Source organism: Humibacter soli (assembly GCF_054779035.1).
This window is the reverse complement of record NZ_BAAGYX010000001.1, coordinates 2,499,238-2,511,191: the sequence shown is the minus strand read 5'-3', so window position 1 is coordinate 2,511,191 and position 11,954 is coordinate 2,499,238. Positions and strand designations below refer to the sequence as shown.

The window sequence follows — 11,954 nt, the reverse complement described above, 5'->3', positions numbered from 1 at the left end:
GTCAGGCCGCCTGCATGAGAACCGGTGCGCGTCCGCCAAGGCGGTAGAAGAAGAACGGCACGGCGGAGAGCAGGCAGCTCGCGGCGGGCACCAGTGTGATGCCGATGAACACGGCGTTCTCCATCTCGGGGGTCACCGTGACACCGTCCTGGTATCCCGCGGCGACGATCACGAGACCGAAGGCGAGCACGGACAGTGCCGTCATGATCTTGGAGACGAACGTCAGGGTGGCGAACGAGATGCCGTCGTTGCGCACGCCGGTGCGCCTCTCGACGTCGTCGACGGCATCCGCGATCATCGTCGCCTGCACCACGAGGAACGCGCCGAGCGTCAGGCCGGTGAGGAAGATGAACACCGTGATGGCGACGATGCTGTCGTAGCCCACGAAGTACATCGCGACGTACAGCACTGCTGCGGCGAACGAGCTGCCGATCGCAACCGTGCGGCCGGTCATCCAACGCATCAGCAGCGGCGTGGCGAACGAGGCGATGACCAGACCGGCGATGATGGCCCCACCGATCAGGGTGAAGAGGTTCTCGTCGTGATACGCGATCACGACGAACACGGCCCCGCCCGCCTGCACGATGTAGCGGCCGAAGCCCAGCACCGATCCCAGCAGCACCATGAGCAGGGGAGTGTTGTGCGCAAGGGTGGTGAAGAGCTGTCGGAAGCTCAGCCGGGTGCGCGCCGCCTTCGACTGCCGTTCGCGCCCGAAGAAGAAGGCGAGCAGGTAGAGCGACATGCCGACGACGGCGACGAGCCCCACCGCGAGCGACCAGCCGGCGCCCGTCGTGGTCGGGCCGAAGCTGAGCGCGCCTGCGAGCCATGGCATGCCGAGCGTCGCGAGCCCGAGCGAGATCGCACCGAACGCGCGCACGTTCGAGACGACGCGATTGCGGATGACCGGCTCGGCGAACGCCGACCCGATGAGCCCCCACAGCGGAACGTCGCAGGCGGTGTACGCGAGGCCCCAGAGCAGGTAGACGACACCGAAGTAGACGAGCTGCACGCTCTCCGCCGTGTCGGGCACGGTGAAGAGCAGCGTGGTGAGCAGGGCGACGGGCGCGGCGGAGAACAGGATGTACGGTCGCAGCTTGCCCCATCGCGTATGCGTCATGTCGATGATGCTGCCCATCACGGGGTCGCTGACGGCGTCGAACACCTTCGCGACCGCGATGATGCCGGTCGCGATCCCGATGCCCGACGTGCTGAGGTGGGCGAACTGCAGCAGGTAGACGAGCATGAACGTCGTGACCGTCGTCAAGATCGCGTTCTGGCCGAATCCGGCGGCCACGATCGCCGTTCGCTGCACACGCGGCGATGGGATGCTGCCGGCGTCGCCCGCCGAGATCGTCTGCTCGGTCATGTCGTCTCCAGCAGGATCGTCTTGATCTCGAAGGGGCCGAACGAGAGCCGCTCGAGATCGATCGGGCCGATCGGCTCCTCCATGAGATTCGTCTCCATGGCGGGGCCATGGGCGAATCCGGTGCTCAGCGAGGTCGCCGTCGTGCACCCGAGGCTTTCGTAGAGCCGCAGCACGACGCCGCGTGTGTTCTGCGCCGGCTTGATCGTCTCGATGACGACGCCGGCGTCGGAGGTTCTCGCCATGCACTCAAGAGTGCGCCCACCAACGGGCAGCAGCGGGTTGTTCAGGCGGTAGCCGTCGCGGATGACCGGCCTGAGGTCCCCGCTCTCGAAGGCCCGGAACGCGTACGTGAAGTGGTGCGTGCCCCTGTCGGCTGTCTTGTCGGGGAACGTCGGCGATCGCAGCAGGTTGATGCTGAGCAGCCCGTTCTTGGCGCGATGCCCGTACTTCGAGTCATTCAGAAGGGCGAAGCCGCCCTTCGCGTCCTCGGTCGCGATCCACTTGTGGGCGCACGTCTCGAACTGGGCGAGCTCCGTGGGGTTGTTCTCCGTCGTCGGGCGGGCGATGTGGCCGAACTGGATCTCCGAGACCGCCGTCGGCCCGAAGTGCGTCGGCCGGAACTCGGCGCGGAGCATCTTGCGTCGCTCGTGCCAGTCGACCGTCGTCTCGATGCGCACCAGGTCGCTGCCGGCTTCGAGCACGATGCGTTGGGAGATGGATGACCGTCTGGTGCGGAACGTGTGGTGGCGCACCGCCGTTGGGCCGTCGACTTCGGCACGGACATCCGTCGCCGTCAGCGTGCGCGGCGTGCGCTTGGTGTAGCCGGCGCCGATGTCCCACGCGTCGAAAGGGAACTGGAACGGATCGCGGTGCAGAACGAGCCGGTTGAGTCCGGATCCTGCGTGCTCGTGTCCATGCGTGTCGCGGAACGACACGATCTCGCCCGTCGGCCCGAACCGCAGGGTGATGAGCCCGTTCGTGAGGGTGTCGTCGGTGTCGCCGAGCTCGGGGTAGGACGACCTCGCGGGGGTGAGCGGTGCGGAGGCGTACGGTTCGGCATCCACCTCGTGCCACCGGCCCGCGACGCGCACGTGCTCGCGTCGCGGAAAGCCGGAGAGGTTGAGCACGGATGGCGCGGGGGAGGCCGGCAGCCGTTCGGTGAGCGAGGCGGTGAAGCCGTCGAGCGTGCCCTCGACGCGTTCGTACAGCTCGATCGCCTCGCGGTTGACGCGGGTGATCGACGACCCGGGCAGTACGTCGTGGAAGTGTGTGAGCAGCACGTCGCGCCAGAGCGGTTCGAACGTCGCGCCGTCGTCTCCCACCGCCGCAGCCACCGCCTCTGCATCGTGCAGCTTGCGCTCGATCAGCCGGTTGCGACGCTTGAGCTCGGCCTGCACGGTGTACGTGCCCTGGTGAGTCTCGAGGTAGAGCTCGCCGGTGTGCGTGTGCTCGACGGGCATCCGTTCGAGGCGGCGGAAGAAGTCCGTCGCGGTGGAGTACTCCACCTTGGGTAGACCGCGCAGGCTGTGCTCGCGCTCGGTGACCTCGAGGTGGATCTCGCCCGGTCCACCCCCGCCGTCGCCCGACCCGTAGACCAGCAGCGCCGTGCCGAGCGCCTTCTCCGGATACCGCCGCAGCCCGGTGAGCAGGTTGTCGGCTGCTGCCCTGCTGTTGTAGTCGCCCTCCGGTGGCATGTGCACGAGCACGCTCGACCCGTCGATGCCCTGCCAGGTGAAGGTGCGGTGCGGGAAGACCGTCACCTTGTTCCACGCCAGCTTGATGGTCATGAACCAGTCCATGCCGCTCTTCGAGAGGAGCTGAGGCAGGTTGCCGCTGTAGCCGAAGGTGTCGGGCAGCCAGCACAGGCGCAGCTCGTCTGGCGTGCGGCCGAACTCCTCGGCCAGGAAGCGTCGGCCGACCAGCGCCTGACGCACCAGCGACTCGCCGCCCGGAAGGTTGGTGTCTGTCTCGACCCAGAACGAGCCCTGCAGCTCGAGCCGTCCGCCGTCGACGGCCTGCTTCAGCCGTTCGAAGAGGGCAGGATGCTCGTCCCTCATCCACTGCAACTGCTGCGGCTGGCTCGTGCCGTACACGTATCCGGGTCGCTCAGCGAGGTTGCCGAGCGCCCGCGCATAGGTGCGAGCAGCCTTGCGGCGGGTCTCCCGCCACGGCCACAGCCAAGCCATGTCGAGGTGGCCGTGCCCGACCGCGCTGTAGACGAAGTCGCTCGTCGATTCCACGGCAAGGAGGGGTGCAAGCTCGGCGCGGGCGGCCTGCGCATCGCCGGCGGTGAATCGGCGCCATGCTCGGTCGAGTCCGGACCGCAGTTCGGCACGGAGGTGGTCATCCTCGGTCGCCGCGGCGAGCACCACGAGGGTCAGGTAGTCGTAGTAGAGGCCGTACGCGATCGGGTCGCGTCTGGCGAGCATGGCGCCGTGAAACCGACCCCGACCGATCGGGTAGAGCAGCCATCCGTTGTAACCGAGATCGACATAGAAATCGACGGTTCCACCGCTGGTGTCGACACCACGAACAGGACGGAATCGGCCGCCGCTGTGCGGCAAGTCGCCCTGCTGGAACACCGTGCTGACAGCGTCGAGCACCTCGCCATCCGCCGAGTAGACGAGCCCTTCGCCGCCGATGCCGAGCAGGATGACGAGGTCATCGTCCTCTGCCTCGAGGGTCCTGGGCGCAGAGGTACGGGCCCCCGCCGAGGTCTGGGCAGGCACGGCGCCGTGCACGTGCAGCCACGCGCAGTCACCCGTGCGCCCCCACACCGCACCCGGTCGAACGGGCGCGAACGCGTCGCGGTCGAGCTCGGCGAAGGGGATCGGCTCAGGGGAGGCGATCAGCTCGGCATCCAAGCGGCCGATCGAGGTGTAGACGTGTTTGCGAATGCGCGTGAGCCGGCGGTACTGCCGTGGCTGCTGGGCCGCCAGCCCGACCAGCCAGTCGGCGAAACCGAACACGTGCGCCTCCTGCCGCGCGCCCGGCCGTCGGGTCGGATTGCCTCGATGCCGCGCCGCTTGCGACCAGCCTATGGGGGACAGGGTGAGGCACCGGGCCCTAACCTGGGATGGTCGGGGATGGCCCCTGAGAACCGGGCGAGGGGGACGCATGGACGACAGGACCGATCGGGCGCGCACCGGTCACGTCTCGGTTCTGAGTGAAGACGACTGCTGGCGGTTGATGGCGACCCAGGAACTGGGCCGTCTCGCCATCGCCGCGGATCGCATCGAGATCTTCCCAGTCAACTTTCTCGTGCACGAGAGGGCCGTGTACTTCGCCAGCGCTCCCGGCGCGAAGCTCGCCGAGTTGATCGGCCGCCCGGAGGTCGCGTTCGAAGCGGATGGCGAACACGAGGGACTGCTCTGGAGCGTGGTGCTCAGGGGTCGAGGTGTGAGGCTGGCCGCCGACAGCGACATCGAGAGCTCGGGCATCCTCACGCTGCGCGGCTGGCATCCGACCGTGAAGCACAACTACGTGCGCATCGCGCCCGGCGAGATCACCGGCAGGGCATTCCGCAGGGCCGCCTGAGAATACGCTTGCCTGCATGGGCACGGTGATTCTCGTTCGGCACGGCCGCACCGCTGCCAATGCGCGCGGCATCCTGGCGGGTAGAACGGCGGGGGTCGCCCTCGACAAGACCGGACGAGGACAGGCAGAGCGGATGGCCGAGCGGCTGGCCGTCGTGCCGCTCGTCGGCGTGGTGTCGAGCCCACTGGAGCGATGTCGTGAGACATCCCGCGCCATCCTCGACCGGCAGCAGGAGAGTCCGGCGCTGCGCATCGAGCGCGGGATCACGGAGTGCGACTACGGGGAATGGCAGGGGCGCCCGTTGAGCGAGCTCGCACGGGAGCCGCTCTGGGCACAGGTGCTGCGCAACCCGGCGTCCGTCGTCTTCCCGGGAGGCGAGTCCATGGCGGGCATGCAAGCGCGTGCCGTCGCCGCCATCCGATGCCAGGACGACGCGTTCGTGGCGCAGCACGGGCCAGGTGCGGTCTGGGCGGCGGTGAGCCACGGCGACCCGATCAAGTCGATCCTGGCCGACGCGCTCGGCATGCACCTCGACCTGTTCCAGCGCATCACCGTCGGGCCGGCATCCGTCTCGATCGTTCGATACGGCGACGGCCACCCCGAGGTGGTCGTGACCAACACCGACGCGGGCGACCTCTCCTGGCTGCGGGAGACCACACCGCGAACGGATGCCCCGGTCGGCGGCGGCTCGCACGGCCACTGACCGCAGGGGACGGTGACTGACGGCGGGGCTCACGCGAGCGGGCCCCGCCTCTTAAGATGGGGCCATGCCCACGGTCGTCCACGGATTCGACTGGCCAGACCGCGTCGTCGTCGGCACCATCGGTCATCCAGGATCACGCACGTTCTACCTGCAGGCCCGCGAAGGTCGCAGGGTGATCAGCGTGCGCCTCGAGAAGGAGCAGTCGGCGGCGCTCGCCGAAAAGATCGAGCAGATCCTCGACGAGCTGATGGCCGAGGATGGCAACCCGCTCGGCATCCCGGCCGAAGCGATGCCCGAGCTGGTCGACACCGCACCGCTGGAGCCCGTCGACGAGCAGTTCCGCACCGGCGTGCTCGGAGTGGGATGGGACCCCTCGACGGCACAGGTGATCGTGCAGGCCTCGTCGTTCCCCGAACTCGACGACGACATCGACCTCGAGTCGGTCGATGTCTCGGAGCTCGAACCCGACGAGGCGATGCAGGTGCGGATGCCCGTCGGCACCGCCCGCGCATTCGTGCACGCCACCCGCGAGATCGTCGCCGCAGGGCGTCCGTCGTGTCCGCTCTGCGGGCAGCCGATGGACCCGGAGGGCCACGTGTGCACGTTCTCCGACGAGCCGTGACCACCTCCGACGTGGATGCCGGGTCGGGCGACCTCGGTCGTGGTGAGCTCAGCGGCGAGCTCGAACTGCTGGGCCGCATCACCGTGGCATCCAACGAGACGTTCCTCGCCAGCGTCGACGGCATCCAGGTCGTCTACAAGCCATCGGCAGGGGAGCGCCCGCTCTGGGACTTCCCCGACGGCGACCTCGCCGAACGTGAGGTTGCCGCATACCTCGTCTCGCAGGCCATCGGCTGGAACATCGTGCCCCGCACCTGGATGCGCGACGGGCCGTTCGGACCGGGCATGGTGCAGCTCTGGCAACAGATCGACCCTGAACAGGATGCCGTCGACGTCGTCCTCGCCGACGCCGTACCCGACGAGGGATGGCGACTCGTGTTCGAGGGCATCGACGAGGAAGACCGCCCCGTCGCGCTCATCCACGAAGACACTGCGACTCTGCGACACATGGCCGTGTTCGACGTGATCGTGAACAACGCCGACCGCAAGGGCGGGCACATCCTCGCCATGCCAGACGGCCACCGCTTCGGAGTCGACCACGGCCTGACGTTCCACGCCGAGCACAAACTCCGCACCGTGCTGTGGGGCTGGGCAGGCGACGCGCTTCTGGATGACGAACTCGACGGCATCCGCCGCGTGAAGGCAGGCCTCGACGGCGAGCTCGGAGCAGCGCTCGCCGAACTGCTCGACGCGGAAGAGCTCGACGTCCTCGCCGCACGCTGCGACAGGATGCTCACCCGCCGCCGCTTCCCCGCCCCCAGCGGCGAGATGCCCGCGACGCCTTGGCCGCTGTTCTGATGTGCGCGCCGGTCCCCGCCCGGCGCGCCGCCGTCGGGTAGGTGCATGGGTGCGTTCGGCACCGGCATAGCCGCCGCCTTGTGGAGCGTGTCGCCTTCGCTGGTTGAGTTGCACCTGCCGCAGGGCGTCGCGTATCGAGACCTGTCCGTTCCGCTGGTCGAGTGGCGCCGGCTGCAGGTCGTCGCGTATCGAGACCTGTCCGTTCCGCTGGTTGAGTAGCGCCGCCCGCGGGCGTCGCGTATCGAAACCCGCCGCCGACGACTACTCTGCGGTGGCGCGCTTCGTGTGCTCGGCCAGGAGTTGCTCGATGTGCTGCTTCAGCGGATCGACGCCGAGTCCGAGGCCGGTGAGCGGCTCTGCAGTCGGACCGGCTGCCGCAGCGGAAAGCAGCAGGTGCTCGGTGCCGATGTAGTTGTGGCCGTAGTGCAACGCGATGTCCAGACTGCGCGCGATCAGCTCCTTCGACTCATCATCGAACGCCACCGTGCGCACCTCGGCAGCAGGTGCATCCGCGTCGGACGCCGACACGTCGGACCGCGGAAGACCCAGCGCATCCAGCACCGCTCCGCTCGCCACACCGAGCCTCTCGATCGCGCGGGCCGCGATGCCCTCAGGTTCGCCGAGCAGTCCCGCCACGATGTGCCGAGGCTCGACCGGCACTGGAGTCGCCGTTTCGTCCGAAGATGACCCATCCTGCGCAGCCAGCGCGCGGGCCGCCACCAGGGCAGCGCGGGCTCGGGCCGCGAAGCGTGAGAACAGGCGCTCGGAACCACCGGGCACGAGGTCGACTGCACGGGTGACGAATCTCTTCTGGGCCGCCTGCTTCGTGACGCCCATGCTCTCGCCGATCTGACTCCACGAGGCGCCGGAACGCCGAGCCTGATCGACGAAGTGTCCGATGAGCGAGTCCGCCTGATCCTCCAGGCGGGTCGAAACGCGAACCGCGTCCGACAGGTGAGCCAGAGCGTCCCCGTCCGGATGCACCGCACGGACGAACGCGATCAGGTTGTCGAGCGAGATGGGGAATTGTTCCATGCGTCAACTCTAGGTTGACGCAGATGCATCGTCAACCCTGTGTTGACGCGGCGTCCCCGCTCGCCGCCTCCAGCAGCTCGCGGATCGGCATCGGGACCGCCTCGAGCGGCATCGCCTCGGCCAGGAGCTTCGCGTAGCGTGCCTTGTTGCCGCTGCGGCCGCCGAAGAAGCGGGCGAGCTGGGCTTCGACCGCGCGGTCGCGCTGGGCGGGCTGGTGCTGCATGCGGCGAAACGACTCGACCTCGTGCTGCGCGGCGATCACGGCCTCGACCGCTGGAACGCCGAGCGCGCGGATCAGCTCACCCTCCAGATCGGGATCGCAGACGAACACCCTGTCGAGCACCCGTTCGAAGTCGGCGCGCTGGTCGACATCCACGAGCCCTAAGAGTCGTTCTCCGACGAACTCCTCGGCCCCGCGTCGTGCGCCCTTCGACCCGCCGACGGCGACGACGGGAGGGAGCGAGAGCCCGAGCCTGCTGCCGAAGGTCTCGAGAGCGATCCTGTCGCTCTCGCCCTCGACGAGGATGACGGTCATGCGCGCTCCCGCCTGTCGTGCCCGCCGGGTGCCGAAGGTCAGGCGTGTTCGATGGCGTCGGCGAGGGCCGTGAGGATGAGTGCGACGGAGTCCGGCGAAGCGTTCGGCCCCATCAGCCCGATGCGCCAGACCGAGTCGGCGAAGCGGCCGACGCCGGCGCCGATCTCGATGTCGTACCGGTCGAGCAGGTAGCCCCTGACGGCCTTGGAGTTCACGCCCTCCGGAACACACACTGTCGTCAGGCTGGGCAGCCTGAACCCCTCGGCCGCGAAGAGCTCCAGGCCGAGGCCCTCGAGTCCATCTCGGAGCTGAGCCCCGGCGAGCTCGTGACGGCGCCACACATTCGGCAGTCCCTCGGCGAGGATCCTGGACAGTGCCGCGTGCAGCGACATCACCATCGCGATGGGTGCCGTGTGGTGGTAGGTCCTCGCCGCGCCGGATGCCGCCCCGACGTATCCGCCGAGCAGGCCAACGTCGAGATACCACGAGCGGGGGTCGACGACGCGTCGCTCGAAGGCGGCGTCCGACATCGTGAAGGGTGCGAGCCCCGGAGGCACGCCGAGGCACTTCTGCGTTCCGCTGTAGCCGATGTCGACGCCCCAGTCATCCGCCGCGACCTCGACACCGCCGAGCGAGGTCACCGCGTCGACGATGAGGAGGGCGTCGCCCTTGCCTGCGCCGAGCGGTGCGAGGTCCGACAGCACGCCGGTCGAGGTTTCCGCGTGCACCGCTGCGATCACCTTCGGCGCGGGATGAGCATCCAGCACGCGCTGCACGTCGACAGGCTGCCCCCACTCGTGGTCGACGCGAACCACCTCGGCGCCGGTGCGCCGTGCGACCTCGCACATGCGCTCGCCGAACAGTCCGTTGACCGCGACGACCACCGCATCGCCGGGGTTCACGGAGTTGACGAAGGCGGCCTCCATGCCGATGGATCCGGTGCCGCTCAGCGGCAGGGTGCGCGCGTTCTCGGTACCCCACACTCGGCGGAGTGCGTCGCACGTGTCATCCAGAATCTCGATGAAGAGCGGGTCGAGGTGGCCCAGGAGCGGTTGGCTGAGTGCGAGGGATGCCTCGGCGTACGCCTCGGTGGGTCCGGGGCCGAACAGGTGACGACGGCGAAGCGGTCGCGACACGATGACGCCCTCGCCCTCGCGAAAGGACGTGCTCGTTCCCTGGGTGAGTGTCATGATCGTTCCATCCCTCTCGGCGGGCATCCCGATGCTTCCTGGCCGGCGACTCGACCACCATCATTCCACACGGCTATTCCACACTATGGAATGATGATTCCGTTATGCGGACCGAGAGTAGCACGTGAGCTGACCACGTCAACTGCGGTGCTGTTGCGGAAGGGGAGCCACATGAGCGGGGATGTTCAATCGGTCGTTCGCGCCGCGCTGGTGCTGGAGCGACTTCGCCAAGACGGTCCTCTCGGCGTCAACGAGCTCGCCGAACGGCTCAAGCTGCCAGGAGGAACGGTGCACCGACTGGTGCGCACCCTGGTGTCGATCGGTCTCGTACAGCAACTCGGCGATCGCCGGTACGGGCTGGGCGTGCGACTCGTCGCCCTGGGAGCCGCAGCCAACACCGTGCTCGGACAGCGTGCTCGCCCGGTGCTGGTCGAGCTGGCGCACTCGGTGGAGGAGTCGGCGAACCTCGCCATGCTGAGCGGCGCGCGCGTCGAATACATGGCACATGTGGCCGGCCCGCTCGCCATGCGCATGTTCACCGAAGTGGGCAGCCGGGTGCCGCTGCACTCCACCGGGGTGGGCAAGGCGATCCTCGCCGGCCTCGACGATGCTGCCGTGCGCGACATCCTCGACCGTCAGGGCATGCCGCCCGCCACGGCGAAGACCATCGTCGACCCCGATGCGTTCCTCGCCGAGCTCGCCGTCATCCGCACCCGTGGATTCGCGATGGATGACGAGGAGATGGAACTCGGCGTGCGATGCGTCGCCGCCGCCTTCCATGGCCCGGCCCCGATGGCGGTCTCCATCTCGGGGCCGTCCGGCCGGCTGCACGCCGACGCGCTCGACCGTGCGGCGAGCAAGGTGATGCTGGCGGCGCGAGAGCTGGACGCGATCTTCGCCGCGGGCTAGCCGCGGGCGCTAGGCCCCTGCTGGGTCCGCGGTCGACACCTCGGGCGGCCGGTTCCCCAGGCCCTTGAAGGCGCGGGAGCCTGCGAGCACCAGCAGGAGCGGCAGCGCCGAGGTGCACGCGACGACGGCGAAGGCGGTGTGCGGCCCGGCCGCGTCGTTGATGAGGCCGCCGAGGAACGAACCGAGCGACATCCCGCAGATCACCAGGGTGTTCAGCCACGCCAGCGCCTCGGTCACGATCGCCGGCGCGACGATCTCGTGCGCCACGTGATTCACAGAGATCATCAGCGGAGCGATCGTCGCTCCCGCGAAGAAGCCGAGCGGGTAGAACCACCAGATGGTCGGGGCGAACGCGAGGGATGCCCAGGTGACGAAGAGCGCGAGCGAGGTTCCGACCAGCATCTGCCGGGAGCTGAGCCTGGTGGACAACGCGCCGAAGATGAACCCTCCCGATGCGCTGCCGATCGAGTACGCGGTGAGCACGGTGCCCGCGAGTTCTGGCACGCCGCTGGACGTGGCAAGCGAGACGATCGACAGGTCGTTGATGCCGAAGCCGATGCCCGTTGCGAAGCTCATCACGAGCAGGATGAGGAACGGCGCCGAGCGCAGCAGCTGGCCGGGACGGTGGGCGTGCTCCGTCCTCGGCAACGGCTTCGCGTCGGGCATGGCCCGCAGGAAGAGGGCGCCGAGCGGGCCCAGGATGCCCGACAGGACCAGTCCTCCCGCCGGGGCGATGCCCGCGGCGAGGAACGCCGCCACCGCGGGGCCGAACACCCAGACGATCTCATCCGCGACCGCCTCGATGGCGAACGCCGTGCGCAGCAGGAAGCCGTCCTCGACGAGTGTGGACCACCTGGCGCGCATGAACGCCCCGACCGGAGCGACGGTCACGCCGCAGAACACCGACATGATGACGAGTCCCACCATGGAGCCGAGGTATCCGCAGAGGATCGCGCCCGCGATGGCGATCGGGTGCGTGATCGCGGATGCCAGGAGCAACTGCCGTTGCCCCCGGCGGTCGGCGACGCGTCCGGCGAGCGGCCCGATGAGGCCCATCGAGGCGATCGCGAGCCCGGAGGTGAGACCGCCGAGCGCGTAGGAGCCGGTTGCGGCATGGGTGAAGTAGAGGAAGCCGAACCCGAGCACCGCGATCGGCGTGCGCGCGAGGAGCCCCGCGGCCACCATCAACGTGCGCGAAGGAGTGGAGAGCAGCTTGCCGTAGGCGCGGAACCCTGGCTCGCTCACGAGACGATCCGCGTG

12 protein-coding genes are annotated in these 11,954 nt (G+C 68.7%); 6 read left to right on the top strand and 6 right to left on the bottom strand.

All coding sequences use genetic code 11. The features are described 5' to 3' along the window. Position 1 precedes the first annotated feature (1 nt). Together ACYVDN_RS11620 and ACYVDN_RS11615 are read right to left on the bottom strand one after the other, a co-directional pair. Positions 2-1,366: an MFS transporter gene (locus ACYVDN_RS11620; protein ID WP_460571573.1), complete on the bottom strand. Its 1,365-nt coding sequence runs from the start codon at positions 1,364-1,366 to the stop codon at positions 2-4. Then, positions 1,363-4,335, bottom strand: a complete 2,973-nt coding sequence (locus ACYVDN_RS11615; RefSeq protein WP_460571571.1) for an alpha-mannosidase — start codon at positions 4,333-4,335, stop codon at positions 1,363-1,365. The genes ACYVDN_RS11620 and ACYVDN_RS11615 overlap by 4 nt, the downstream gene beginning before the upstream one ends. Positions 4,336-4,483: 148 nt before the next feature. On the opposite strand from ACYVDN_RS11615, the gene ACYVDN_RS11610 reads away from it, so the two are divergent. The 5 genes from ACYVDN_RS11610 to ACYVDN_RS11590 all read left to right on the top strand — a co-directional run bounded on the left by ACYVDN_RS11610 (position 4,484) and on the right by ACYVDN_RS11590 (position 7,244). Further along, positions 4,484-4,903 carry a pyridoxamine 5'-phosphate oxidase family protein gene (locus ACYVDN_RS11610; RefSeq protein WP_460571569.1) on the top strand — a complete coding sequence of 140 codons (420 nt, stop codon included), beginning with the start codon at positions 4,484-4,486 and terminating at the stop codon, positions 4,901-4,903. 16 nt (positions 4,904-4,919) lie between these two features. After that, complete coding sequence (locus ACYVDN_RS11605; RefSeq protein WP_460571567.1) at positions 4,920-5,606, top strand: histidine phosphatase family protein; 687 nt, start codon at positions 4,920-4,922, stop codon at positions 5,604-5,606. A gap of 64 nt (positions 5,607-5,670) precedes the next feature. Then, on the top strand, positions 5,671-6,228 hold the full coding sequence (locus ACYVDN_RS11600; RefSeq protein ID WP_460571564.1) for a DUF3090 family protein: 558 nt from the start codon (positions 5,671-5,673) through the stop codon (positions 6,226-6,228). Beyond that, positions 6,225-7,025, top strand: a complete 801-nt coding sequence (locus ACYVDN_RS11595) for an SCO1664 family protein (RefSeq protein WP_460571562.1) — start codon at positions 6,225-6,227, stop codon at positions 7,023-7,025. The genes ACYVDN_RS11600 and ACYVDN_RS11595 overlap by 4 nt, the downstream gene beginning before the upstream one ends. 45 nt (positions 7,026-7,070) lie before the next feature. After that, complete coding sequence (locus tag ACYVDN_RS11590; RefSeq protein WP_460571560.1) at positions 7,071-7,244, top strand: hypothetical protein; 174 nt, start codon at positions 7,071-7,073, stop codon at positions 7,242-7,244. 42 nt (positions 7,245-7,286) lie between these two features. Here ACYVDN_RS11590 and ACYVDN_RS11585 read toward each other — a convergent pair whose 3' ends face one another. The 3 genes from ACYVDN_RS11585 to ACYVDN_RS11575 are packed head-to-tail and all read right to left on the bottom strand — an operon-like array spanning position 7,287 to position 9,785. After that, complete coding sequence (locus ACYVDN_RS11585) at positions 7,287-8,060, bottom strand: Clp protease N-terminal domain-containing protein (protein ID WP_460571558.1); 774 nt, start codon at positions 8,058-8,060, stop codon at positions 7,287-7,289. Positions 8,061-8,091: 31 nt separating this feature from the next. Next, complete coding sequence (locus tag ACYVDN_RS11580) at positions 8,092-8,595, bottom strand: ATP-dependent endonuclease (RefSeq protein WP_460571556.1); 504 nt, start codon at positions 8,593-8,595, stop codon at positions 8,092-8,094. Positions 8,596-8,633: 38 nt separating this feature from the next. After that, positions 8,634-9,785, bottom strand: a complete 1,152-nt coding sequence (locus ACYVDN_RS11575; protein ID WP_460571554.1) for a pyridoxal-phosphate-dependent aminotransferase family protein — start codon at positions 9,783-9,785, stop codon at positions 8,634-8,636. Between the two features lie 171 nt (positions 9,786-9,956). Between ACYVDN_RS11575 and ACYVDN_RS11570 the strand changes: the two genes are divergently transcribed. Beyond that, the gene (locus tag ACYVDN_RS11570; protein ID WP_460571552.1) at positions 9,957-10,694 is read left to right on the top strand and encodes an IclR family transcriptional regulator; all 738 of its coding nucleotides are present in this window, start codon (positions 9,957-9,959) and stop codon (positions 10,692-10,694) included. A 9-nt stretch (positions 10,695-10,703) separates the two neighbouring features. Here the strand turns inward: ACYVDN_RS11570 and ACYVDN_RS11565 are convergent, their stop codons facing one another. Continuing rightward, complete coding sequence (locus tag ACYVDN_RS11565; protein ID WP_460571550.1) at positions 10,704-11,939, bottom strand: MFS transporter; 1,236 nt, start codon at positions 11,937-11,939, stop codon at positions 10,704-10,706. Positions 11,940-11,954: the final 15 nt, after the last annotated feature.

Bases quoted from the DNA above. Each gene is read 5' to 3' on its own strand.
- ACYVDN_RS11585 (WP_460571558.1), bottom strand. From the start codon at position 8,060: ATGGAACAATTCCCCATCTCGCTCGACAACCTGATCGCGTTCGTCCGT.
- ACYVDN_RS11600 (WP_460571564.1), top strand. From the start codon at position 5,671: ATGCCCACGGTCGTCCACGGATTCGACTGGCCAGACCGCGTCGTCGTC.
- ACYVDN_RS11610 (WP_460571569.1), top strand. From the start codon at position 4,484: ATGGACGACAGGACCGATCGGGCGCGCACCGGTCACGTCTCGGTTCTG.
- ACYVDN_RS11620 (WP_460571573.1), bottom strand. From the start codon at position 1,366: ATGACCGAGCAGACGATCTCGGCGGGCGACGCCGGCAGCATCCCATCG.
- ACYVDN_RS11605 (WP_460571567.1), top strand. From the start codon at position 4,920: ATGGGCACGGTGATTCTCGTTCGGCACGGCCGCACCGCTGCCAATGCG.
- ACYVDN_RS11580 (WP_460571556.1), bottom strand. From the start codon at position 8,595: ATGACCGTCATCCTCGTCGAGGGCGAGAGCGACAGGATCGCTCTCGAG.
- ACYVDN_RS11575 (WP_460571554.1), bottom strand. From the start codon at position 9,785: ATGACACTCACCCAGGGAACGAGCACGTCCTTTCGCGAGGGCGAGGGC.
- ACYVDN_RS11570 (WP_460571552.1), top strand. From the start codon at position 9,957: ATGAGCGGGGATGTTCAATCGGTCGTTCGCGCCGCGCTGGTGCTGGAG.
- ACYVDN_RS11590 (WP_460571560.1), top strand. From the start codon at position 7,071: ATGGGTGCGTTCGGCACCGGCATAGCCGCCGCCTTGTGGAGCGTGTCG.